The sequence below is a fragment of the Streptomyces sp. CRCS-T-1 genome (assembly GCF_024442335.1).
GTDB lineage: Bacteria > Actinomycetota > Actinomycetes > Streptomycetales > Streptomycetaceae > Streptomyces > Streptomyces koelreuteriae.
The window spans coordinates 2,666,510-2,690,524 of sequence record NZ_CP101651.1 but is presented as its reverse complement, the minus strand read 5'-3'; the positions used below and the strand labels follow the sequence as shown (position 1 = coordinate 2,690,524).

At 72.1% G+C, this 24,015-nt stretch carries 17 protein-coding genes; 13 read left to right on the top strand and 4 right to left on the bottom strand.

What is annotated here, in order from left to right; genetic code table 11:
- Positions 1-37 precede the first annotated feature (37 nt).
- The 3 genes from NNW99_RS11775 (at position 38) to moeZ (ending at position 2,985) form a co-directional block, all read left to right on the top strand.
- The gene (locus NNW99_RS11775) at positions 38-997 is read left to right on the top strand and encodes an NAD(P)-dependent oxidoreductase (RefSeq protein ID WP_215118651.1); all 960 of its coding nucleotides are present in this window, start codon (positions 38-40) and stop codon (positions 995-997) included.
- Positions 985-1,743, top strand: a complete 759-nt coding sequence (locus tag NNW99_RS11770) for a spherulation-specific family 4 protein (protein ID WP_215118650.1) — start codon at positions 985-987, stop codon at positions 1,741-1,743. Before NNW99_RS11775 ends, NNW99_RS11770 begins: the two co-directional genes overlap by 13 nt.
- A gap of 63 nt (positions 1,744-1,806) precedes the next feature.
- Positions 1,807-2,985 carry an adenylyltransferase/sulfurtransferase MoeZ gene (moeZ, locus tag NNW99_RS11765; protein ID WP_215118649.1) on the top strand — a complete coding sequence of 393 codons (1,179 nt, stop codon included), beginning with the start codon at positions 1,807-1,809 and terminating at the stop codon, positions 2,983-2,985.
- 71 nt (positions 2,986-3,056) lie between these two features.
- On the opposite strand, the gene NNW99_RS11760 is transcribed toward moeZ, so the two are convergent.
- From NNW99_RS11760 to NNW99_RS11750, 3 genes are all read right to left on the bottom strand, one after another.
- Positions 3,057-4,532: an alpha/beta hydrolase gene (locus NNW99_RS11760; protein WP_215118648.1), complete on the bottom strand. Its 1,476-nt coding sequence runs from the start codon at positions 4,530-4,532 to the stop codon at positions 3,057-3,059.
- A gap of 171 nt (positions 4,533-4,703) precedes the next feature.
- Positions 4,704-6,251 (bottom strand): alpha/beta hydrolase, encoded by a 1,548-nt coding sequence (locus tag NNW99_RS11755; protein ID WP_215118647.1) that lies wholly within the window; start codon positions 6,249-6,251, stop codon positions 4,704-4,706.
- A gap of 150 nt (positions 6,252-6,401) precedes the next feature.
- Positions 6,402-9,155, bottom strand: coding sequence for a lysylphosphatidylglycerol synthase domain-containing protein (locus tag NNW99_RS11750; protein ID WP_215118646.1), 2,754 nt, complete (start codon positions 9,153-9,155; stop codon positions 6,402-6,404).
- A gap of 185 nt (positions 9,156-9,340) precedes the next feature.
- On the opposite strand from NNW99_RS11750, the gene NNW99_RS11745 reads away from it, so the two are divergent.
- The 5 genes from NNW99_RS11745 to nudC all read left to right on the top strand — a co-directional run bounded on the left by NNW99_RS11745 (position 9,341) and on the right by nudC (position 19,540).
- Positions 9,341-9,763 carry an MGMT family protein gene (locus tag NNW99_RS11745; protein ID WP_251057763.1) on the top strand — a complete coding sequence of 141 codons (423 nt, stop codon included), beginning with the start codon at positions 9,341-9,343 and terminating at the stop codon, positions 9,761-9,763.
- Positions 9,764-10,029: 266 nt separating this feature from the next.
- Entirely contained in the window at positions 10,030-13,443 is a 3,414-nt protein-coding gene (locus NNW99_RS11740) for an ATP-dependent DNA helicase (RefSeq protein WP_215118644.1), read from the top strand.
- Between the two features lie 114 nt (positions 13,444-13,557).
- Positions 13,558-17,025 carry an ATP-dependent DNA helicase gene (locus NNW99_RS11735; protein WP_215118643.1) on the top strand — a complete coding sequence of 1,156 codons (3,468 nt, stop codon included), beginning with the start codon at positions 13,558-13,560 and terminating at the stop codon, positions 17,023-17,025.
- Between the two features lie 10 nt (positions 17,026-17,035).
- On the top strand, positions 17,036-18,439 hold the full coding sequence (locus tag NNW99_RS11730) for a dipeptidase (protein ID WP_215118642.1): 1,404 nt from the start codon (positions 17,036-17,038) through the stop codon (positions 18,437-18,439).
- Between the two features lie 156 nt (positions 18,440-18,595).
- Positions 18,596-19,540: an NAD(+) diphosphatase gene (gene nudC, locus NNW99_RS11725; protein ID WP_215118641.1), complete on the top strand. Its 945-nt coding sequence runs from the start codon at positions 18,596-18,598 to the stop codon at positions 19,538-19,540.
- Positions 19,541-19,638: 98 nt separating this feature from the next.
- On the opposite strand, the gene NNW99_RS11720 is transcribed toward nudC, so the two are convergent.
- On the bottom strand, positions 19,639-19,881 hold the full coding sequence (locus NNW99_RS11720; protein WP_031132359.1) for a mycoredoxin: 243 nt from the start codon (positions 19,879-19,881) through the stop codon (positions 19,639-19,641).
- A 184-nt stretch (positions 19,882-20,065) separates the two neighbouring features.
- On the opposite strand from NNW99_RS11720, the gene NNW99_RS11715 reads away from it, so the two are divergent.
- From NNW99_RS11715 to NNW99_RS11695, 5 genes are all read left to right on the top strand, one after another.
- Complete coding sequence (locus NNW99_RS11715; protein WP_215118640.1) at positions 20,066-22,261, top strand: ATP-dependent DNA helicase UvrD2; 2,196 nt, start codon at positions 20,066-20,068, stop codon at positions 22,259-22,261.
- A 164-nt stretch (positions 22,262-22,425) separates the two neighbouring features.
- Entirely contained in the window at positions 22,426-22,752 is a 327-nt protein-coding gene (locus NNW99_RS11710; protein WP_215118639.1) for a hypothetical protein, read from the top strand.
- Between the two features lie 173 nt (positions 22,753-22,925).
- A complete protein-coding gene (locus tag NNW99_RS11705) occupies positions 22,926-23,294 on the top strand; it encodes a WhiB family transcriptional regulator (protein WP_190049450.1) in 369 nt (122 codons plus the stop codon).
- Positions 23,291-23,614, top strand: a complete 324-nt coding sequence (locus NNW99_RS11700; protein ID WP_215118638.1) for a hypothetical protein — start codon at positions 23,291-23,293, stop codon at positions 23,612-23,614. Before NNW99_RS11705 ends, NNW99_RS11700 begins: the two co-directional genes overlap by 4 nt.
- A 164-nt stretch (positions 23,615-23,778) precedes the next feature.
- Positions 23,779-23,988, top strand: coding sequence for a hypothetical protein (locus NNW99_RS11695; protein ID WP_215118637.1), 210 nt, complete (start codon positions 23,779-23,781; stop codon positions 23,986-23,988).
- The last annotated feature ends 27 nt before the right edge of the window (positions 23,989-24,015 follow it).

Genomic DNA, 24,015 nt, shown 5'->3' with positions numbered 1-24,015 from the left:
CCCACCCAGGAGTCCCAGCCGCCCCAGGAGCCGCGCGATGAGAGTCCTGCTGATCGGAGCCAACGGCTACATCGGGCGCTTCGTCGCCGACCGCCTGCTCGCCGACCCCGCCGTGCAGCTCACCGCCCTCGGCCGCGGCGACGACGCCGACGTCCGCTTCGATCTCGCCTCCGGCAGCCCCGGCGCCCTCACGCGCTTCCTCGACGCGGTCCACCCGGGCGTTGTCGTCAACTGCGCCGGCGCCACCAGGGGCGGTGCCCGCGAACTCACCCGCCACAACACCGTCGCCGTCGCCACCGTCTGCGAGGCCCTGCGCCGCAGCGGCTGCGGCGCCCGTCTGGTGCAGATCGGGTGCAGCGCGGAGTACGGCCCCAGCCAGCCCGGCTCCTCCACGGCCGAGGACGCCGTCCCCCGGCCCGGCGGCCCGTACGGCGTCAGCAAACTCGCCGCCACCGAACTGGTCCTCGGCTCCGGCCTGGACGCCGTCGTCCTGCGCGTCTTCTCGCCGGCCGGACCCGGCACCCCCGCGGGCTCCCCGCTCGGGCGTCTCGCCGAGGCCATGCGTCGCGCCATGCAGTCCGGCGACGGCGAGCTGAAGCTCGGCGGCCTGGGCGCGCAGCGCGACTTCGTCGACGTCCGCGATGTCGCCCGCGCCGTCCACGCCGCCTCGCTCTCCGCCGCGCAGGGCGTCATCAACATCGGCTCCGGCCGCGCCGTGCGCCTGCGCGACGCCGCCGCGGTCCTCGCCCGCGTGGCCGGATACGGCGGCGCCCTCCATGAACTCGACGGCCCTCCCGGCGCCCTGCGCCCGGCCATCGGCCATCCCCGCCCGGACTCGGACCACGCCCCCCAGGTCGCGTACCCGTACCCCGACGGCTGCGGCAGCTGGCAGCAGGCCGATGTGCGCACCGCCCGCGACCGGCTCGGCTGGCGCCCCCGGATCGGCCTCGAGGAGTCCCTCGCGGACATCTGGATGGAGGCGGCATGCCGCATCTGACCAGCCCACAGCCGCGCACCTCCGGCACGGAACTCCGCCCCGGCGTCGGCGTCCCCGGCTACGCCCACCCCCTCCTCGCACCCACCGAATGGGGTGAGCTCACCCGCCCCGGCACCCCGCTGCACTGGGTTGTCCTCAACGTGGCCGACGGCCCCGGCACCCGCCCCGACCCGCACTGCCTGGAGGCGGCCGGCCGCCTGCGCAACGCGGGCATCCGGGTCCTCGGCCACCTCGACACCCGGTACGGCACCCGGAACTTCGGAGAGCTGATCTCGGACGCCCACCGGTTCGTCGACTGGTACCAGGTCGACGGCTTCCTCCTGGAGCGCTGCCCGGCGGACCACGCCGGGCTGCCCGAGGTGCGCCGCACGGTGGCCACCCTCCGTGTGATCCGTGACGCGGCCCACATCGTCCTCGGCCACGGCATCCACCCGCACCCGGGGTACGTCGAACTCGCCGACCAGCTCGTCACCTTCTCCGGACCGTGGAGCGACTACCGCTGGTCGCAGGTGGCCGAGTGGACCGCGGACCACTCGCCGGAGCGCTTCTGTCACTTCGTCCACGGAGTGCCCCGCCCCCATCTGGGGGAGGCGCTGGGCATCGCGCGCTGGCAGGGCGCCGCGACGATCTACTTCACCGACCGCACGGACCGTACCGACCGCGGCGGAGACGCCGATCCCTGGGAGGCCATGCCCGGCTACTGGGACGAAATCGTCTCGCGTGTCGGAACAGGTGTCTCGGAATGAAAAAGCGCATGGCACTGTTACGGGGAGAACAACCGTAGTGATTGACCGACCAACGGAGCCCCCGTGTCGCTGCCACCCCTGGTCGAGCCGGCTTCCGAGCTCACCGTAGACGAGGTCCGCAGGTACTCCCGCCACCTGATCATCCCCGACGTCGGGATGGACGGGCAGAAGCGGCTGAAGAACGCCAAGGTGCTGTGCGTGGGCGCCGGCGGCCTGGGCTCGCCGGCGCTGATGTACCTGGCCGCCGCGGGCGTCGGCACCCTCGGCATCGTGGAGTTCGACGAGGTCGACGAGTCGAATCTGCAGCGCCAGATCATCCACAGCCAGTCCGACATCGGCCGCCCCAAGGCCGAGTCCGCCCGTGACTCCGTCCTCGGCATCAACCCGTACGTGAACGTGATCCTTCACGAGGAGCGGCTCGAGGCCGACAACGTGATGGACATCTTCAGTCAGTACGACCTGATCGTCGACGGCACGGACAACTTCGCGACCCGCTACCTGGTCAACGACGCCTGCGTGCTGCTGAACAAGCCGTACGTCTGGGGCTCGATCTACCGCTTCGACGGCCAGGCCTCCGTCTTCTGGTCCGAGCACGGCCCCTGCTACCGCTGCCTCTACCCGGAGCCCCCGCCCCCCGGCATGGTCCCCTCCTGCGCCGAGGGCGGTGTCCTGGGCGTGCTGTGCGCGTCCATCGGCTCCATCCAGGTCAACGAGGCCATCAAGCTGCTCGCCGGCATCGGCGACCCGCTGGTCGGCCGACTGATGATCTACGACGCCCTGGAGATGCAGTACCGCCAGGTCAAGGTCCGCAAGGATCCCGACTGCGCGGTCTGCGGCGAGAACCCGACCGTCACCGAGCTCATCGACTACGAGGCCTTCTGCGGCGTCGTCTCCGAAGAGGCCCAGGCGGCGGCGGCCGACTCCACGATCACTCCCAAGCAGCTCAAGGAGTGGATCGACGACGGCGAAGGCATCGACATCATCGACGTCCGCGAGCCGAACGAGTACGAGATCGTCTCCATCCCGGGCGCCCGGCTGATCCCGAAGAACGAGTTCCTCATGGGCACCGCCCTGGAGAGCCTCCCCCAGGACAAGAAGATCGTCCTGCACTGCAAGACGGGTGTCCGCAGTGCGGAAGTCCTCGCGGTCCTGAAGTCCGCGGGCTTCTCGGACGCGGTCCACGTCGGCGGCGGCGTGATCGGCTGGGTCAACCAGATCGAGCCGGACAAGCCGGTGTACTGAGCCGTATCCGGCCACCCTTCCCGACCGGCGGGGGCTTCGGGCACCACGAGTGCGCGAAGCCCCCGCCGTCGTCATGAGCAGACCTTGCCGTCCTTCGGGATCGAGCCGTTCAGCAGATACGAATTCACGGTGGAGTCCACGCAGTCGCTGCCGCTGCCGTACGCGCCATGGCCCTGGCCCCGCCAGGTGAGCAGCACGCCGACGCCCTTGCCCAGCTCGCCGGACATCTTCCGGGCGCCCTCGTAGGGGGTGGCCGGGTCGCCGGTGTTGCCGACCACCAGGATCGGTGCCGCCTCGGGGGCGCTGACCTCCGGGGTGTCGTGCTGTCCGGGCACCGGCCAGTCGTGGCACCAGCCGGCCGTGTCCCAGCCCAGGAAGGGGCCGAAGACCGGGGAGATCTTCTCGAACTCCGGCAGCAGCTCCTTCGTCCGGGCCGCGGTCGGCCGCTGCCTGTCGTCCAGGCACGATATGACCCGTTGCGAGTGGGTGGTCGTGCCGTAGTGGCCCGAAGGGGCGCGGTCGTTGTAGCCGTCGGCGAGGGTGAGCAGCTCCGAGCCGTCACCCCGCTCGGCCGCGTCGAGGGCGCTGGTCAGGGTCGGCCAGCTCTCCTTGTTGTACAGCGGCAGGGTGAGGCCGGTGACAGCGAGCGTCTCGGTCAGCTTCCGCCCGGGGGTGGCCGTCGGCAGGGGCCGGGCGTCGATCCGTCGCAGCAGGGCCGCGATCTTCCGCGTGCCCTCCTCGGGGTCCTGGCCCGTGGACTCGAGATAGCCGTTCAGCGCCCGCTGGAAGCCCCTGGCCTGGTTCTGGGCGTGGCCCACGGTGTCGGCGTCGGGGTCGACGACCGCGTCCAGCGTCATCCGCCCCACCCTCCTCGGGAACAAGTGGGCATAGGTGCCGCCCAGTTCGGTGCCGTAGGAGATGCCGAAGTAGTGCATCCTGTCGTCGCCGAGGACGTCCCGGATGCGGTCCATGTCGCGGGCCGAGTCGGCGGTCGAGACATGCGCCATGAGCTTCCCGGCGTCCTTCTGGCAGCCCTCGCCGAAGTCGGCGGCGTCCTGGAAGTACGCCTTCTCCTCGGCCGGTGTGTCGGGGGTGACGTCCACCGACTCGGCGGCCTGGATCTCCTTGTCGCCGCGGCAGCGCACCCCCTCGCTGGCGCCCACCCCGCGCGGGTCCCAGCTCACCAGGTCGTACCGCTCACGGAGCCGGGAGACCGTCGGGGCGTACGACGGCATCATGGACAGGCCCGAGGCGCCGGGGCCGCCGAAGTTGAACAGGAGCGAGCCGACGCGGTCGTCGCCGCGTGCCTTGGCGCGGATCAGCGCGAGTCCTATCGTCTCGCCGTCCGGCTTCGACCAGTCCAGCGGCACCTTCAACGTGGCGCACTGCCAGTCGTTGCCCGGCGCGGGGGCGTCGGCGGTGGCCTTGCAGCGGCCCCAGGAGAGCCCGCCGCCGCCCTTGTCGTCGTCGGACGAGCCGCCGCCGCAGCCCGCCGCGAGCAGTGCCGAGGCGACCGCCACAGCGGTCCACCGTACGAAGCGCGACATGCGCCCAGTCCCCCCTCGCAGGCCGTCCGCACCGTGCTGCGGATGGCGGTCAGGCCATGGTAGGCAGATCCCGCGTCGGCCGTGTCCGCCTGTGGATAACCTTCTGACCTGCGGCTTTGCTGGGTGTGGCCTTCCTCAGGTGCAGTCTCACGTGCAGCCTTGGGTGCCGTCTCAGGTACAGACGGTCCCCGCCTGCGGCACCTTCCCGTCCAGCAGATAGCCGTCCACCGCGCTCTGCACGCACTTGTTCTTGCTGTTGTAGGCGCCGTGCCCCTCACCCCGGTACGTCAGCTCGACCCCGACGCCCTTGCCCAGCGCGTCCACCATCTTCCGGGCCCCTTCGTAGGGGGTGGCCGGGTCGCCGGTGTTGCCCACGACCAGGATCGGCGCCGAACCCGGCGCGCTCACGTCCGGGTGGTTCGCGGCGCCCGCCACGGCCCAGTCGGTGCAGCCGATCATGCCCCACGCCAGATAGTCACCGAACAGCGCGGACGCGGCCCGGAACTCGGGCAGCTTCTGCTCCACATAGGCCGTGTCGTAGCGCGGCTTGGAGTCGGAGCAGCTGATGGCGGTGTGGGCGGCGGTCGAGTTGTCGTACTCGCCGTTCTCGCTGCGCCCGTTCATCGAGTCGGAGAGCAGCATCAGGATGCTGCCGTCGCCGTCGTACGCCTGCTCGAGGCCGTCCGTGAGGTACTCCCAGAAGTCCTTTGAGTACAGCGCCTGCACGATGCCGCTGGTCGCCGCGGTCTGGGTGAGCTGGCGGGGGAAGACGCCCGGGATCGGCTTGCGGTCGAGGTCCCTCAGCAGCGTGGCGATACGGTCCTTCACATCCTGCGCGCTGTCGCCGACGGGGCACTCCTCGGTCTTGGACACACAGTCCTCGGCGAAGTTGTCGAGTGCGAGCTGGAAGCCCTTGGCCTGCCCGAGCGAGCCCTGCTCGGGGTTCTGCGTGGGATCGACGACGGCGTCGAACACGGCACGACCGACCCGCTTGGGGAACAGGTGTGCGTAGACGCCGCCCAGTTCGGTGCCGTAGGAGATGCCGAAGTAGTGCAGCTTGTCGTCGCCGAGGACCTGGCGCATCAGGTCGAGGTCGCGGGCCGCGTCGGTGGTGCGCACATGCGGAAGGATCTTCTCGGAGTTCTCCTCGCAGGCGTCGTTGAACTCCGTGGTGCTGTCCAGGAGCTCGGTGCGCTCGGCGGAGTCGTCGGGCGTGGCGTCCTGCTGGAAGTACGCGTCGAGCTGCTGGTCGTTCTCGCAGATCACGGGGTCGCTGCGGCCGACTCCGCGCGGGTCGAAGCTGACCAGGTCGTAGCGGGTGCGCAGGGTCTTGTAGTCCTCGGCGAAGCCGGGCAGCGCGGTCACGCCCGAGCCGCCGGGTCCGCCGAAGTTGAAGATGAGCGAGCCGATGCGTTCGCTCGCGGGGCCGCTGGTGCGGACCCGGATCAGCTCGATGCCGATCGTGTCGCCCTTGGGGTCGTCCCAGTCGAGCGGGGCCTTCATGGTGGCGCACTGCCACTCGCCGTCGTCCGGCAGGGGAGAGGGCGGAGTGCCTCCGCCCTGGGCCTCGTCCGGCGCCGGGCAGGCCTTCCAGCTCAGCTCCTGCCGTGTGAGGTCCTCGCCCTTGGTGTCGTCGTCACCGCAGCCCGCCAGCACGGTGGACAACAGCACGGCGGTGGCGGTGAGGACGACGGCGCGCAGGCGGAGGAGCGAAGGCATGGTTCCATCCTGCGGCGGCACGGGCGCCCCCGCGCGGGACGCGTGTCGTACGAGGTAGGAGGGACTGGTGTTGCCAAAAGCTGTGCCGAGAGCTGTGCCAAGAGCCGTGCCGAAAGGCGGGTCGAAAGCCCTGCCCGGCCGGCCCTGGCGTCAGAGGGCCTGCTTGCGGGTGAGGTGGTTGAAGGCCAGCCAGCCCGGCAGCACGGGCAGCCATAGCGTCAGCAGGCGGAACAGCAGCACCGCCGGTGCCGCGACCTCCTTCGGGAGGCCGACGGCGATCAGACCGACCGTCAGGGTCGCCTCGACCGCGCCCACACCGCCCGGCGTCGGAGCCGCGGATCCCAGGGCGTTGCCCGCGAGGAAGACGACGGCGACGCTGGCGAGGCTGATCGAGGTGGACTCGTCGCCGAACGCGCGGATCGACGCGTCCAGGCACATCACGAAGCAGGCGGTCAGCAGCAGCATGCCGCCGATGCCGGTGACCAGCTTCTGCGGCCGCTGCAACACGTCCAGCATGCGCGGCACGACACCCGCGAACAGCGACCGCACGCGCGTGACGACGAACTTCCGCAGGAACGGCACCGAGGTCACCACGAGCACGAGCACCGCCACCGTCAGCAGACCGGCGATGACCGTCCGGGACGGCGACAGCGACGGCGTCTTCTCGGTCCCGGTCAGATAGCCGAAGGCCAGCAGCATCAGGATGTGGCAGCCGAGCCCGAACAACTGCGACGCGCCCACACTCGCCACCGCGAGCCCCGGCCGCACCCCCGCGCGCTGCAGGAAGCGCGTGTTCAGGGCGACGCCGCCCACCGCCGCCGGGGCGACGATCTTCACGAACGAGCCGGCGACCTGTGCCGCCACGGTCCGCAGGAACGGCACCCGCTCGGGCACGAACCCCAGCAGCGCCATCGCCGCCGCGAGATAACTGCACATCGAGAACAGCACCGCGGCCGCGACCCAGCCCCACTCGGCGTTCGCGATGAGCGGTCCGAACTCGATGTGCGTGAGCTGCGTCAGCAGGAAGTACGCGCCGATCGCGCCGGCCATGAAACTGATCAGTGTGCGCGGCCGTACCCGCTCCAGCCGGGCCGGCTCGACCGGTGCCTGCGGCCTGATCAGCAGCACCTCGTGGCGGATCTGCGTGAGCAGGTCCTCCTCGCGTGCCTCCTCCACGGCCTCGTCGATGGCCCGCTTCTCGGCCCGCTGCTCCGCCCGTACGGTCTTCTTGTCCGTCTTCTCGGGGACCGGCGGCTCCTCGTCCGAGGACTCCTCCAGGCGCGCCTGTTTGGCCAGCCGGGACGCCTCCAGCACCGCCTCGCGCTCGCGCTGTGCCCGCTCCCTGGCCAGTTTGCGCAACGTCGCGCGCGTGGAGCGGCTGAGCGCGATGGGCTGGAGCATCGGCAGACAGTCCGCCACCGCGTCCGGGCCGAGCACGCCCACCGCCGAGGCCACCGCACGCTCGGCGCCCACCCGCAGGCCGAGGGTCACCAGCAGCTGGGAGATGTCCATACGCAGCAGCAGGTCGCCGGCCGCGATCTCGCCGCCGCGCAGGTCGGTGAGGATCACCGTGCCTGAACGATCCACCAGGATCGCGTCGCCCACCAGCCTGCGGTGCGCGATACGCCGGGACTGCAGGGCCTTCACCTGGTGCCAGGTGTCGCGCAGCAGATTGTCGGTGATCTCCTCGTCCGGCAGCGAGTCGAGGGTGTGTGCGCCGCTGTGCTCGTAGACGAGCATGACCGCGTCGGGGCCGAGCTCGGAGGTGGCGATCAGCTTGGGCGCGTTGGCACCGGCCGCGATGGCCGCGTACGCCAGCAGCGCCTCCTGCTCCAGGGCCTGGCGCAGCGACTGGAGGCTGCTGCGGGTGGCGAAGCCGCGCAGGGTCAGATTGCGCCACGCGCGGTAGAAGAACCCCTGGGCCTGCTGCTCCCGGTCGACCACCGTGACGTCCAGCGGAGGGCCGTCCTCGAGCGTGACGAAGTAGCGCCGGCCCCGGTCGCCGGTGTCGGGGTTGTCCGAGGTGTCCTCGCGTGACGCGCTGACCGGGCGGAATCCGACGGTCCGCAGACCGGCCATCAGGGTCTGCCCGGTGGGACGGACATTGGGCGAGCCGACCGCGTACAGCGTGCCGTATGCCACGGTCCAGCCGATCAGCACGGTCAGGATGATCGAGAACGGGGTCGTGTACCCGGTGACGAGCATCGAGAAGGCGTCGAGCAGCAGCACGACCCACAGCACCGTGCGCCACCTGGGTCTGCGTGACATGCCCACGGCTGTCATATAGGCGATGACCGGCGCCAGATAGCCGTGCACGGGGTCGGTCAGCGCGTGGATGTCCCCGGGGGAGGGCTGGGTCAGCGCCTCCTGGATCGAGTCGGGGGCGGCCCGGGCGACCCACAGATCGGTGGCGAGTGTCACACCGTGCGCGAGGACCGCCGCGAGCACGCCGTCGGCGATTCTGAGGCCGTCCCGCTTGATCAGCCGCTCGATGGCGAAGGCGACCGGCACCAGCAGGATGGCGATGCTGGAGGCCAGCCCCGCGATCTTGATGAGCAGATCGGGTGCCTGCCCGGTGCCCTTGTTGATGTCCTGTTCGAGGCCCGAGGTGGTGCCGTGCGCGAACGCGGCGATGCCGATCAGTACCGCTACCGCGAGCACGCCCACCAGGAGCCGCATCAGATCGGACGGGCGGTGCACGCGCGCGGGGAGCAGCGGTTCGTCGCCCTCCACCTCGTCGATGTGCGCGATGTCGGGCTCCTCGGCGACCGGCCGTTCCTTCGTGCCTGCCTCCTCGGGGCCGTGCTCGCCGTCCGTCTTCGGGCGGTCGCCCGGAGTGCCCGGGCGCGACGAAGCGTCAGAGGTGCTCCCCGTGTCCTCGGAATGCGCGCCCTGCTGCTTCATCGTCTCTTCTTGGTCTCGTATCACCGGTCACCGCCCGCACGATGGTGGCATGCCGCACCGATACGCGGGGGCATCAGGGTGCACATGCGGGGGCGGACAGTCTGCCCGACGCGGTCCTGCCGGGCGAGGGAACGCCCGTGGGCACACGCGTCCCGTTGTCGGTGGGGTGCGGCAGGATGGGGCGGATGAGCGAGGAGAGTCTTCCGCAGGACGCCGGCGCGCGGGACACCCGCACGGGGGACGACGGCGCCCCCGCGGAACCCGGGGAAGCCCTGCCCGCGTATGCCGAGCGGGTCCTCGACGTCGCCGAACTGATCCCGCCGGGCCGTGTCATGACATACGGGGACGTCGCCGAGTGGCTCGAGGAGGGCGGCCCGCGGCAGGTCGGCCGGGCCATGGCTCTCTACGGGGGAGCCGTTCCGTGGTGGCGGGTCGTCCGCGCGGACGGCCGCCTGCTCCCGGGACACGAGCAGCGGGCGCTCGGCCACTACCGCGCGGAGGGCACACCCCTGAAGGAAGCGAGCCGGGCCGCCGAGGACCACCTGCCGCGGATCGACATGCGACGGGCGCGGTGGGACGGCGGCGAACGCGCGGAGGGTCACACCTGACAGCTTCCGCCATCGGACGGCCGCCCGTGTGGCCCGTGATCCGGACGGGGGAATCGGGGCACGTCGGTGCCATGACGTACGTTCGTGAGGCGAGGGGCATGAGTGGCGCGAGCGCCGCGAGTGGCCGGCGGGAAGAAGGGGAAGCCCTGCTTCCGCCTCATCCGTCGGCGTAGCGTCGGCTGCGCGTGCCCCCGTCACCCCGAGGTCACCTCCCGCCACGCGCGGTGGCCCGCCCACCAGTACTTCCACCAGGACCGGCGAACCACGTGAGCTCCTCTTCCTCCACCAGCGGCCTGTCGCACCCCCGGGTGCGGCGGGGGAGCCGTGGCGCTTATCGACTGGTTCGTACCCCTCCTGCCCGGGTGGACCCCCCTCTTCTGGACGCCGCGCAGCGCTCCGTGGTTGACCACGGGTCCGGCCCGCTGCTCGTCCTCGCAGGTCCGGGCACCGGCAAGACCACCACGCTCGTCGAGTCCGTGACCGAGCGCATCGCCCGGGGCGGGGACCCCGAGCGCGTCCTGGTCCTCACCTTCAGCCGCAGGGCGGCCGTCGAACTGCGCGACCGCATGGCCACCCGGGCCGGGGCGGCCCGCGCTCCCCGGGCGACCACCTTCCACTCGTTCTGCTACGCCCTGGTCCGCGCCCACCAGGACAGCGACCTGTTCGTGGAGCCGATGCGACTGCTGTCCGGCCCCGAGCAGGACGTGTCCGTACGGGAGCTGCTCGCGGGCCAGGTGGACCTGGAGCGGCTCGGCCTCGCGCACGTGCGCTGGCCGGACGAACTGCGCGCCTGCCTGACCACGCGCGGTTTCGCCGACGAGGTCCGGGCGGTCCTCGCCCGCAGCCGTGAACTGGGCCTCGGCCCCGACGCCCTGGACGCCTTCGCCCGCAGCACGGGCCGCCCCGACTGGCGCGCGGCGGCCGCCTTCCTCGCCGAGTACCTCGACGTCCTCGATCTCCAGGGCGTGATCGACTACGCGGAACTCGTCCACCGCGCGGTACTCCTCGCCCGCCGCCCCGAGGTCGCCGCGTGGCTCGCCGCCCGGTACGACGCCGTCTACGTCGACGAGTACCAGGACACGGATCCCTCTCAGGTACGACTTCTGCACGCCCTGGCGGGCGGTGGCCGCACCCTCGTCGCCTTCGGTGACCCCGACCAGTCGATCTACACGTTCCGCGGGGCGGACGTGAACGGCATCCTCGACTTCCCGCACACCTTCCCGCGCGCGGACGGCCGCCCGGCCCCCGTCGCGGTGCTGCGCACGTCCCGCCGCTCCGGCGCCGGCCTGCTGGCCGCCACCCGGCTGCTGACCCAGCGCATGCCGCTGACCCGCCTGCCCGCCGAGAAGGTGCGCGCCCATCGCGAACTCGCGCCCGTGCGGGACGGCGGCCGGGTCGAGGCGTACACGTACCCGACCTCGGGGACCGAGCTGGACAACATCGCCGACATCCTCCGCAGGGCCCACCTGGAGGACGGCGTCCCGTGGAGCGAGATGGCCGTGCTGGTGCGCGCCGGCTCCCGCACCGTCCCCACGGTCCGCCGCGCCCTCACGGCGGCCGGTGTCCCGGTGGACGTCGACGGCGACGACGTACCCCTCCGGCACGAACCGGCGGTGGCACCACTCCTGACGGCGCTACGGGCGGTGGCCGCGGCGGAGGCGTCGAGGGCTCCCGAGGGGGAGGCCTCTTCCAAGGACGAACCCTCCGCTTCCGAGGACGAATCCTCCGCTTCCAAGGACGAACTCTCCGCTTCCGAGGATGCCCCTTCCGCTTCCGGGGGCAGCCCATCCGCCGAGCCGGACCCCTCCTGGCTCGACACCGAGACCGCCCTCACCCTCCTCACCTCCCCCCTCGCGAGCATGGACGCCGCCGACCTGCGCCGTCTCGGCCGGGCCCTGCGGGACGAGGAGCGGGCTGCGGGCAACCCGCTGCCGCCGCCCTCCGACGTGCTGCTCGCGCAGGCCCTCGCCGAGCCGGAGCGGCTGGCCGTGCACGACCCCGCGTACGTGCGCGGGGCACAGCGCCTCGGCGCGCTGCTCCGCAAGGCCCGCGAACGCCTGGCGGGCGGCGGTACGGCCGAGGAGGCGCTGTGGGACCTGTGGAACGGCACACCGTGGCCCGCCCGGCTGGAGCGGGCCGCCCGCCGCGGCGGCGCGGCCGGGCGCAACGCGGACCGTGACCTGGACGCGGTCTGCGCGCTGTTCGCGACGGCGGCCCGCGCCGAGGAGCGCACCGGCGGCCGGGGCACGCTGAACTTCCTGGAGGAGATCGAGGCCGAGGACATCGCCGCCGACACCCTCACACGACGTGCCGTACGCCCCGAAGCCGTCCGCCTGATGACCGCGCACCGTTCCAAGGGCCTCCAGTGGCGCCTCGTGGTCGTCGCGGGCGTCCAGGAGGGGCTCTGGCCCGACCTGCGCCGCCGCGGCTCCCTCCTGGAGGCCGACCGCATCGGGCGCGACGGACTCGCCGAACCCCTCACCCCCGGCGCGCTGCTCGCCGAGGAACGCCGCCTGTTCTACGTGGCCGCCACGCGCGCGCGTGAGCGTCTCGTCGTCACCGCGGTCAAGGCCCCGGCGGACGACGGCGACCAGCCCTCCCGCTTCCTCACCGAGCTCGGCGTCGAACCCAAGGACGTCACCGGACGCCCGCGCCGCCCGCTGTCCGTCGCGGCACTCGTCGCCGAACTGCGCGCCACCACCGTCGACCCGCGCGTCTCCGACGCCCTCCGGGAAGCCGCCGCCCGGCGCCTCGCCCGGCTCGCCGCCCTCGCCGACGAGGACGGCCGCCCCCTGGTGCCGTCCGCGCACCCCTACCGCTGGTGGGGCATGTTCGAGCCGACGCAGTCCAAGATGCCGCTGCGCAACCGCGACCAGCCCGTCGTGCTCTCCGGCAGTGCCCTCGACCAGCTGGCCAACACCTGCGCCCTGCAGTGGTTCCTGGGCCGCGAGGTGAAGGCCGACGCGCCCGCGACCGCCGCACAGGGCTTCGGCAACGTCGTGCACGTCCTCGCCGACGAGGTCGCCTCCGGGCACACCCCGGCCGACCTCTCCGTCCTCATGGAACGCCTCGACTCCGTGTGGAACGCGCTCGCCTTCGACGCGCCCTGGAAGTCGGACCAGGAGAAGGACAACGCGCGCGTGGCGCTCGAACGGTTCCTCCAGTGGCACGTCATGGACCGCACCGGGCGTACCCCGGTCGCCAGCGAGCACGACTTCGACGTCACCCTCGAAGCGGGCGAATACGAGGTGCGCATCAGGGGCCAGATGGACCGCGTCGAGGCGGACGGCGACGGCCGCGCCTACGTGGTCGACTTCAAGACCGGCAAGCAGGCGCCCACCGGCAAGGAGGTCGAACGCCACCCGCAGCTCGCCGTCTACCAGCTCGCCGTCCGCGAGGGCGCCGTCGACGACGCCTTCGACGGCGTGCGTCCCGAGCCGGGCGGCGCCGAACTCGTCCACCTCCGGCAGGGCGCCGCCCGGCGCGACGGCGGCGAGACCCTGCCCAAGGTGCAGGCCCAGGAGCCGCTGGAGGGGGAGTGGGTCGGCGATCTGCTGGCCACCGCCGCCGGGAAGGTCCTCGACGAGCGGTTCACGCCGACCGCCGGACAGCACTGCACGCACTGCTCGTTCAGGGCCTCGTGCAGCGCGCGCCAGGAGGGCCGCCATGTCGTCGAGTGAGCTATCGCACCACCTGCGCTGACCTGCGCCTCTTCGTCCCCGGGGCCTCTGCGGATCCTCCCCGGAGACCGATCCGGCCACCACTGTCAGTGGTCGCTACTAGCCTCTGTCGTTGTGCCCGCCCGAATCACCGATCCCGAACAGCTCAAGGAGCTCCTCGGCATCCCGTTCACCCCGGAGCAGTCGGCCTGCATCACCGCGCCGCCCGCCCCGCAGGTGATCGTGGCCGGCGCCGGCTCGGGCAAGACGACGGTGATGGCGGCCCGTGTGGTGTGGCTGGTCGGCACCGGCCAGGTCGCCCCCGAGCAGGTGCTCGGACTCACCTTCACCAACAAGGCCGCCGCCGAACTCGCCGAGCGCGTGCGCAAGGCGCTGGTCAAGGCCGGTGTCACCGACCCGGACGCCATCGACCCGGACAACCCGCCGGGCGAGCCGGTGATCTCCACGTACCACTCCTTCGCGGGCCGTCTGCTGACCGACCACGGCCTGCGCATCGGGCTCGAGCCGACCTCCCGGCTGCTCGCCGACGCGACCCGCTTCCAGCTCGCCGCGCGCGTCCTGCGCGAGGCCCCGGGCTCCTATCCGGCCCTGACCCGTTCCTTCCCGGACCTGGTCGGCGACCTCCTCGCCCTCGACTCCGAACTCGCCGAGCACCTCGTACGCCCGGAGGCGCTGCGCGCGTACGACGCCGAACTGCTGCTGACCCTGGGCGGCGTCAAGCTCAGCAACGGCGATCTGCGCAAGGTCCCCGAAGCAGCCGCCGCGCGGCGTGAACTGGCCGAGTTGGTGACCCGCTACCGGGCCGCCAAGCGCGAGCGGGACCTGCTCGACTTCGGCGACCAGATCGCCCTGTCGGCCCGGCTCGCCGGGATCCCCGAGGTGGGCCGCCTCCTGCGCGACGAGTTCCGGGTGGTCCTGCTCGACGAGTACCAGGACACCTCTGTCGCCCAGCGCGTCCTCCTTGCGGGCCTGTTCGGCGAGGGCACCGGCCACCCGGTCACCGCGGTCGGCGACCCCTGCCAGGCGATCTACGGCTGGCGCGGCGCCTCCGTCGCCAACCTCGACGACTTCCCCGAGCACTTCGCCCGCGCCGACGGCCGCCCCGCGACCCGGCAGGCGCTCAGCGAGAACCGCCGCAGCGGCGGCCGCCTCCTCGACCTCGCCAACGGCCTCGCGGAGCCGCTGCGCGCCCTGCACGCGGGCGTGGAGGCGCTTCGCCCCGCCCCCGGGGCCGAACGCGACGGCATCGTGCGCTGCGCCCTGCTGCGCACGCACGCCGAGGAGATCGACTGGGCCGCCGACTCCGTCGCCCACCTCGTGAGGACCGGGACGGCCCCCGGCGAGATCGCGGTCCTGTGCCGCACGGCGACCGACTTCTCCGAGATCCAGGGCGCACTCGTGGCCCGGGACATCCCGGTCGAGGTCGTCGGCCTGTCCGGGTTGCTGCACCTGCCCGAGATCGCCGACCTCGTCGCCGTCTGCGAGGTCCTCCAGGACCCCGGCGCCAACGCCTCCCTGGTCCGCCTGCTGACCGGCCCGCGCTGGCGCATCGGCCCGCGCGACCTCGCCCTGCTGGGGCGGCGGGCCCGGTTCCTCGTCACCCACGCGCGCGTGGAGGGCGAGGACGACCCGGACCGGCGCCTCGCCGAGGCCGTCGAGGGGGTCGACCCGGCCGAGGTGATCTCCCTCGCGGACGCCCTCGACACCTTCCTGGAGACGCCGCTGGACGGCCAGGGGGACGACGACGGGCTGCCCTTCTCGCCCGACGCGCGCGTGCGCTTCGCCCGTCTGGCCACCGAACTGCGCGACCTGCGCCGCTCCCTGTCCGACCCTCTGATGGACGTCCTGCACCGCGTCCTCGCCGTCACCGGCCTGGAGGTGGAGCTGTCGGCGTCCCCGCACGCCCTGGCGGCGCGCCGCCGCGAGACCCTCTCCAACTTCCTGGACGTCGCCGCCTCCTTCGCCGCCGGTGACAACGAAGCGAGCCTGCTCGCCTTCCTCGGCTTCCTGCGCACCGCCGCGCAGTACGAGAAGGGCCTCGACAACGCCCTCCCCGGCGGCGAGAACACCGTCAAGGTGCTCACCGCCCACAAGTCCAAGGGCCTGGAATGGGACGTCGTGGTCGTCCCCGGCCTGGTCACCGGCACCTTCCCCAGCAGCCAGGGCCGCGAGAAGTGGACCTCCCAGGGCAAGGTCCTGCCCCACGAACTGCGCGGCGACGCCGACACCCTCCCCGGCATCACCTCCTGGGACGCCAAGGGCCTCAAGGCCTTCCAGGAGGCCATGAAGGACCACCAGCACACCGAGGAACTCCGCCTCGGCTACGTCACCTTCACCCGCCCCCGCTCCCTGCTTCTGGGCTCCGGCCACTGGTGGGGCCCCACCCAGAAGAAGCGCCGAGGCCCCTCGGCGTTCCTCCAGGACCTCTACGAGCACTGCGCGGCCGGGTACGGCGAGATCGAGGCCTGGGCGGACGAACCCGCCGAGGACGAGGAGAACCCGGCCCTGCACCAGGCCACCGCCGACCAGGTCTGGCCCCTGCCCCTGGACGAGGCGGCCCTGGCCCGCCGCCGCGCCGCCGCCGAGACCGTCCTGGCCCACCTGGAGGACCTCGCCTCCCAGGAGGACGGGCACCCGGCGGCCGTGCACGACCCGGACGCGATCGACGACCCGGAGTGGCCCCCGCCCCCCGAGGACGACGAGCCTCCGTACGACGAGCCCGACCCGTTCGACTTCGACGAGGACACCGTGGGCTTCGACGACCCAGCGGCCGGAGACGCACGGCCGGCAGACGGCCCCACAGTCCCCCACCAGGCGGGACCACCGGAACCTCAGGACTCACACCCATACCTCACCCCGGAGGAATCCCGCACCGTCGCCTCCTGGGACCGCGACCTCGACGCCCTCACCGGCGAGCTCCTGCGCGCCCGCGACAGCGTCACCGAGGTCCCCCTGCCCACCTCCCTCACGGCCACCCAGCTCCTGCTCCTGGCCGCCGACCCGGACGGCCTCGCTCAGGAGCTGGCCCGGCCCATGCCCCGCCCGCCCCAGCCCGCCGCCCGCCGCGGCACCCGCTTCCACGCCTGGGTCGAGGCCCGCTTCGAAGAGCTGACGCTGCCCCTGCTGGAGCCGGAGGAGCTGCCCGGCCGCGAAGCGGAGATCGCCGACGAACGGGACCTGGAGGCCCTCAAGGACGCCTTCGAGCAGACCGAGTACGCCCACCGCACGCCCTACCGGGTGGAGGCCCCCTTCCAGCTCGCGCTCGCCGGCCGCGTCGTACGGGGCCGCATCGACGCCGTCTACAAGGAGGGCGACGGCGAGAGCGCGACGTACGAGATCGTCGACTGGAAGACCCACCGCGCACGCACCGCGGACCCCCTCCAGCTCGCCGTCTACCGCCTCGCCTGGGCCGAGCAGCAGGGCGTACCCCCGGAATCCGTCACGGCCGGATTCCTGTACGTACGCACCGGCGAGATCGTCCGCCCCGACGATCTGCCGGACCGCGCGGCGCTGGAGCGGCTGCTGAGCGAGGAGCCGCCCGGTGAGGAACCGCACTCCGAGGACGTCGGTGCGGGCCGATAGGCTCGTGACCATGAGCCAGACCCCGGACAGCGTCGTCCGTACGTACATCCAGCAGCACCGCGACGCCTTCCTCGACGACCTCGCCGAGTGGCTGCGCATCCCGTCGGTGTCCGCCCAGCCGGACCACGCGCCCGACGTACGACGCAGTGCCGACTGGCTCGCCGCCGAGCTGAAGGAGACCGGGTTCCCGACGGCCGAGGTCTGGCAGACCCCCGGCGCCCCCGCCGTCTTCGCCGAGTGGCCCTCCGACGACCCGCAGGCGCCCACGGTGCTGGTCTACGGCCACCACGACGTGCAGCCCGCCGCCCGGGAGGACGGCTGGGACAGCGACCCCTTCGAGCCCGTCGTCCGCGAGAACCGTCTCTACGCGCGCGGGGCGGCCGACGACAAGGGCCAGGTGTTCTTCCACACCCTCGGCGTCCGCGCCCACCTCGCCGCCACCGGCCGCAGCACCCCGGCCGTGCATCTGAAGCTGCTGATCGAGGGCGAGGAGGAGTCCGGCTCGCCCCACTTCCGGGCCCTCGTCGAGGAGCACGCCGAGCGGCTCGCCGCCGACGCCGTGATCGTCTCCGACACCGGCATGTGGTCCGAGGACACCCCCACGGTGTGCACGGGCATGCGCGGCCTCGCCGAATGCGAGATACGGCTGCACGGCCCCGACCAGGACATCCACTCCGGCTCCTTCGGCGGCGCGGTGCCCAACCCGGCGACCACGGCCGCCCGCCTCGTCGCCGCCCTGCACGACGAGCACGCGCGCGTGGCGATCCCGGGCTTCTACGACGGCGTGGTCGACCTCACCGACCGCGAGCGCGAACTCCTCGCCGAACTGCCCTTCGACGAGTCGCAGTGGCTGCGCACGGCCAAGTCGTACGCCACTCAAGGGGAGGCCGGGTACACCACCCTGGAGCGTGTCTGGGCCCGCCCCACCGCCGAGGTCAACGGCATCGGCGGCGGTTACCAGGGCCCCGGCAGCAAGACGATCATTCCGTCCTCCGCCCTGGTGAAGCTGTCCTTCCGGCTGGTGGCGGGCCAGGACCCCGACCATGTGGAGCAGGCCGTCCGCGCCTGGGCCGAGCGGCAGGTGCCCGCCGGGATCCGCTGCGAGATCACCTTCAGCGGCGCCACGCGCCCGTGCCTGACCCCGCTGGACCACCCGGCCCTCCGGTCGGTGGCCCGCGCGATGGGACGGGCCTTCGAAAAGCCCGTCCGCTTCACCCGAGAGGGAGGCTCCGGACCGGCCGCGGACCTCCAGGACGTCCTCGGTGCTCCGGTGCTCTTCCTCGGCATCTCCGTCCCGTCCGACGGCTGGCACGCGCCGAACGAGAAAGTCGAACTCGACCTGCTCCTCAAGGGCGTCGAGACCACCGCGTACCTGTGGGGCGACCTCGCCGAGAACTGGCGCGATGCGCCCTGAGCGTCCCGGGTCGCCCGGACCGGCCGCGCGCGAGGGGCACACTGGAGGAACTGCCCCGCACCGCCCGAGCCCCGCCGGACCCGGTCACCTCCCGCCGCATGTCCCGCTGATCAGCCCGCAGAACCCGACCGTTCCACCGGGGAGTTGGAAGCACCAGTGACCACCTGGACCGACCGATACGCCGACCGACCCATCTCGCTCACCGCCCCGAGCGGCATCGACAGGGGCGCGCACCACCGGCTCGACGAGGCCTGGCTCGCGGCGGCGTGGAGCCACCCCTCGACGCGCTGTTTCGTGGTCTCCGGCGGCCAGGTCCTCATCGACGAGACGGCGGACGGGCACACCGAACTCGTCATGATCCCCTCCTTCGAGGCCCCCCTCACCGAGGCGCACCGGTACTTCCTCGGCATAGACGAGGACGGCGTCAGCTACTTCGCCCTCCAGAAGGACTCGCTGCCCGGGCGCATGGACCAGTCCGCCCGCCCGGCGGGCCTGCGCGAGGCGGGCCTGCTCCTGTCGGCCCGTGACGTGGGCCTGATGGTGCACGCGGTGGGTCTGGAGAACTGGCAGCGCACGCACCGTTTCTGCTCGCGCTGCGGCGAGCGCACCGTCATCGCCGCGGCCGGCCACATCCGCCGCTGCCAGGCCTGCGGCGCCGAGCACTACCCGCGCACGGACCCCGCCGTGATCATGGCCGTGACCGACGAGGACGACCGCATCCTGCTCGGCCGCCAGGTCCACTGGCCCGAAGGCCGCTTCTCGACGCTCGCCGGCTTCGTCGAGCCCGGCGAGTCCATCGAGCAGTCGGTGCGCCGCGAGGTCCACGAGGAGGTCGGCATCACCGTCGGCCCGGTCGAGTACGTCGCCAGCCAGCCCTGGCCCTTCCCGTCCAGCCTCATGCTGGGCTTCATGGCCCGCGCCACCTCGACCGAGATCGAGGTCGACGGCGACGAGATCCACGAGGCCCGCTGGTTCTCCCGCGACGACCTGCGCGCCGCCTTCGAGTCCGGCGAGGTGCTCCCGCCGTACGGCATCTCCATCGCGGCCCGCCTGATCGAACTCTGGTACGGCAAGCCGCTCCCGACGAGGAGCGCGGCCTGACGCCCGTGTGAGCCGCGTCCCCGCCCCGGCCGCAGAGACGGAGAAGGCGGTTCCCGAGCCGCCTCAGGAACCGCCTTCCCCGCACAACCGTGCCGCGCCTACGCGCCGACCTTCTGCTTCACCTGGGCCAGCGACGGGTTGGTGAGGGTCGAGCCGTCCGGGAAGAGAACGGTGGGCACCGTCTGGTTTCCGCCATTCGCCTTCTCCACGAACGCGGCGGACTCCGGGTCCTGCTCGATGTTGATCTCGGTGTACGCGATGCCCTCGCGGTCCATCTGGCTCTTCAGCCGGCGGCAGTAGCCGCACCACGTGGTGCTGTACATCGTCACAGTGCCCAGCATGTCTCTCGTGCTCCTTCGGGGGGCTCGGGGCGGGTGGTCGCAGAGGTGGAACGTACGCGAAGGGGCCGCCATTCCCGGGGGCCGGGCCCTGCCGGACGTGACGCCTGCCGCATTAGTACGACTATCAGGGCCCGCCTGTGGACAACCGGCACGGCCGTCTCCCGCGACCTGGCAGCATGGCCGTGTGACAGCAGCAACGCACTCCACCCTGTTCCCGCAGGTACCGGACTCGGCCGACGCGGTGCTCGAAGGGCTCGACCCCGAGCAGCGCGAGGTGGCCACCGCCCTGCACGGTCCGGTGTGCGTCCTGGCGGGCGCGGGCACGGGCAAGACCCGGGCGATCACCCACCGCATCGCCTACGGGGTGCGCGCGGGCGTCCTCCACCCCTCCAGCGTGCTCGCCGTCACCTTCACCAACCGCGCCGCCGGAGAGATGCGCGGCCGGCTGCGCCAGCTCGGCGCGGCAGGTGTCCAGGCGCGCACCTTCCACTCGGCGGCCCTGCGGCAGCTCCAGTACTTCTGGCCGAAAGCGATCGGCGGCTCCATGCCCCGGCTCGTCGACCGCAAGATCCAGCTCGTCGCCGACGCGGCCGCCGCCTGCCGCATCCGGCTCGACCGGGGCGAGCTGCGCGACGTCACCGCCGAGATCGAATGGTCCAAGGTCACCCAGACCGTCCCCGCGGACTACGCCCCCGCCGTCGCCAAGTCCGGCCGAGACGCCCCTCGCGACCCCGCTGAGATCGCCCAGCTCTACGCCGCCTACGAGGACGTCAAGCGCGAGCGCTCCGTCATCGACTTCGAGGACGTGCTGCTGCTGACCGTGGCCGTCCTCCAGGACCGGCACGACATCGCCGAACAGGTCCGCTCCCAGTACCAGCACTTCGTGGTCGACGAGTACCAGGACGTCAGCCCTCTCCAGCAGCGCCTGCTGGATCTGTGGCTCGGCGAGCGGGACAGCCTGTGCGTGGTCGGAGACGCCAGCCAGACGATCTACTCCTTCACGGGGGCGACTCCGGACCATCTGCTCGATTTCCGCACCCGCCACCCCGGTGCCACTGTCGTCAAGCTGGTCCGCGACTACCGCTCGACGCCCCAGGTCGTGCACCTCGCCAACGGCCTGTTGTCCCAGGCCAAGGGCCGCGCGGCCGACCACCGTCTTGAGCTCGTCTCCCAACGCGCGCCGGGGCCGGAACCGGTCTACACGGAGTACACCGATGAGCCCGCCGAGGCGGAGGGCGCGGCCCGCCGCATCCGTGAACTCATCGACTCGGGGGTCCCGGCCGCCGAGATCGCCATCCTGTTCCGGACGAACGCGCAGTCCGAGACCTACGAACAGGCCCTCGCCGACGCCGGGGTGCCCTACCAGCTGCGCGGCGCCGAGCGGTTCTTCGACCGCCCCGAGGTGCGCAAGGCGGGCGTCGCCCTGCGCGGCGCGGCGCGCTTCGGCGGCAACGACTCCCTCCTGGACGACGTCGTCGACCTGCCCTCGCAGGTACGCGCCGTGCTCTCGGGCGAGGGCTGGACACCGCGACCACCGGCCGGCTCCGGGGCCGTCAGAGAGCGCTGGGAGTCCCTGGCCGCCCTGGTGAACCTCGCCCAGGACTTCGCCGCCGCCAAACCCGGCGCCACCCTGGCGGACCTCGTCGCCGAGCTCGACGAACGGGCGAACGCCCAGCACGCCCCGACCGTGCAGGGCGTCACCCTCGCCTCCCTGCACTCGGCCAAGGGCCTGGAGTGGGACGTCGTCTTCCTGGTCGGCGTGGCCGAGGGCATGATGCCGATCACCTACGCGAAGACCGACGAACAGATCGAGGAGGAGCGCCGCCTGCTGTACGTCGGCGTCACCCGCGCGCGGGAACACCTCCATGTCTCCTGGTCCCTCTCCCGCTCACCCGGCGGCCGTCCCAACCGCCGCCCCAGCCGTTTCCTCGACGGGCTGCGCCCCGGCTCGACGGCCACCAAGGGCCGTGCAACCGGCGGTGGCGCGGGCGGTATCGAGCGCGGAATCCCCGGAACCAGGGGCTCCGCCCCGAGACGAGTGCAACGAACCCCCGCCCGCTGCCGGGTTTGCGGCCGCACGCTCACCGACGCGGGCGAGATGAAGCTGATGCGCTGCGACGACTGCCCCTCCGACATGAACGAGGGCCTCTACGAGCAGCTCCGCGAGTGGCGCGCCGAACAGGCAAGGAGCAGTGGTCAGCCCGCCTTCTGCGTCTTCACCGACAGGACACTGGTGGCGATCGCCGAGGCCGCGCCCGACGACGAGCACGAGCTGGCGCGCATCCCGGGCGTCGGGATGCGCAAGCTCAACCGCTACGGAGCCGATGTCCTGGCCATCTGCGCAGGCCAGTACCCCGCAGGGGACACAGATCAAGACTGACACCAACTCGTCGAAAAAATAGTTTGCGCATGCCCCAGCAATCCCCATAGGTTCTTAGGCACGAGAGCAGCGGCCTTCTCGAAGGCCCTCACTCCGTGTTGTACTTGCATATCCGTCGGACTGGTTCGCCCAGTCCCCCGAGACGCCGAGAGGAGGCGAGTCCAGTGATCAGCATCAACACCAGCTCCATCAGCACCGTGAAAATGACCGATCCCTCGGCCGTCTCCACGTGCATGCTCGGCGTTTCGAACCTGGGCACCGGTCTGTCCGGCATTCGTGCCGTCCGTCCGGCGTCCTCCTCCCTTGCTCCCGCGGGCCTTGTCGTCCGTGAGCGCAATGAGCGACCGACCAAGGCACTGGAAGCAGCAGTAAAGGCGCAGGCGCGGGCCTATGCCTTTGCGGCGACCGGTGCCGGATTCCGGAAGCAGACGACGCAGCACCACCAGATGTGGGCCTTCCGTGGGCCAGAACCCTGGAGTGATCCAGCCTGATTAGATCAGGCCGGCGCCTTCAGGGCCGCGGAACCCCATCCGGGATCCGCGGCCCTTCTGTTTGTCCCTGACCAGGGACGACGGACCGAAGGAGCCTCGGGACAAGAAAAGAACCGGGTACCAGCCGCCCCCCGGCCAAACAGGCCGGAACGACCAGACGAGGAAGACGAATCGTGCAACTCGAAGCGCACGCCCCGTCCGTACCGCCTTCCGACACGATCCCCAAGCCCGGCCCCACGGAGGACTCCGCCTTGACCCCGCTCACCGCGCTCACCGCGCTCGACGACGCCATCGAGAACCTCGGCGTACCCGTCCCGTGCCGCTCCTACGACCCGGAGGTCTTCTTCGCCGAGTCGCCCGCGGACGTCGAGTACGCCAAGTCCCTGTGCCGCACCTGCCCGCTGGTCGAGGCCTGCCTCGCCGGCGCCAAGGAGCGGCGTGAGCCTTGGGGCGTCTGGGGTGGCGAGCTGTTCGTGCAGGGTGTCGTCGTCGCCCGGAAGCGGCCGCGTGGCCGCCCGCGCAAGAACCCGGTCACGGCATGAACACCGCAGGAACGATCGACCGTCCCTTCACGCACGACCCCCAGAAGCAGGCCCCGATGAAGCCGTCCACCCACGAGCCCGCCGGCTCCGCGACTCAAGACTGCACCCCGCGCGACGCGAAGGACTCGCGTCAGAACAGGACCCGAGAGATGCAACTCATCCCAGAAGCCATGGCTCGTGCACATATGCACGAGCGACTGCAGGAGGCGGACCGAGACCGCCGGGCCGCGCGCCTGGTGGCCGCCCGCCGAATGCAGCGCAAGGCGGAGCGCGCCTCACGGCGTGCCCGCCGGGCGCTCGCCATGGCGGTCATGCAGTAACCGAACCCGTCTGAAGCGCCCTTCTGAAGCGCCCCATCCGAAGCGGTGGCCTCCCGGCCCGGGAGGCCGAGCTCACCCCGCGGGGGCCGGTCCGTGCCGAACGGACCAGCCCCCGCGGTGCGTTGTGTCCGCGAAGCCGCCGGGCACGGCGATATCGTCGGCGCGTGACGAGTCCTCCCGGAGGAAACGACGACGACCGCTCCGCCGCGAAGTCGGGACGCCTCGTGTGCGCCCGCTGCGGCACCTCGGCCGAAGCCCCGCAGCTCACCTGGGCCTCCTCCGTGGAGCACGGCGCTCGCCGGGACTTCTGCGAGACCTGCTCCCGGAAGAACCTCAGATCGATCGAGGGGCGGCTGGACTCGGACTGGTGGTAGCGCGCGGGCAGCGGACCACCCGTCGCG

Coding starts and splice junctions, on each gene's coding strand:
- NNW99_RS11755 (WP_215118647.1), bottom strand. CDS start 6,251: ATGCCTTCGCTCCTCCGCCTGCGCGCCGTCGTCCTCACCGCCACCGCC.
- NNW99_RS11720 (WP_031132359.1), bottom strand. CDS start 19,881: ATGCTGGGCACTGTGACGATGTACAGCACCACGTGGTGCGGCTACTGC.
- NNW99_RS11730 (WP_215118642.1), top strand. CDS start 17,036: ATGAGCCAGACCCCGGACAGCGTCGTCCGTACGTACATCCAGCAGCAC.
- NNW99_RS11775 (WP_215118651.1), top strand. CDS start 38: ATGAGAGTCCTGCTGATCGGAGCCAACGGCTACATCGGGCGCTTCGTC.
- NNW99_RS11760 (WP_215118648.1), bottom strand. CDS start 4,532: ATGTCGCGCTTCGTACGGTGGACCGCTGTGGCGGTCGCCTCGGCACTG.
- NNW99_RS11770 (WP_215118650.1), top strand. CDS start 985: ATGCCGCATCTGACCAGCCCACAGCCGCGCACCTCCGGCACGGAACTC.
- NNW99_RS11700 (WP_215118638.1), top strand. CDS start 23,291: ATGAACACCGCAGGAACGATCGACCGTCCCTTCACGCACGACCCCCAG.
- NNW99_RS11750 (WP_215118646.1), bottom strand. CDS start 9,155: ATGAAGCAGCAGGGCGCGCATTCCGAGGACACGGGGAGCACCTCTGAC.
- NNW99_RS11745 (WP_251057763.1), top strand. CDS start 9,341: ATGAGCGAGGAGAGTCTTCCGCAGGACGCCGGCGCGCGGGACACCCGC.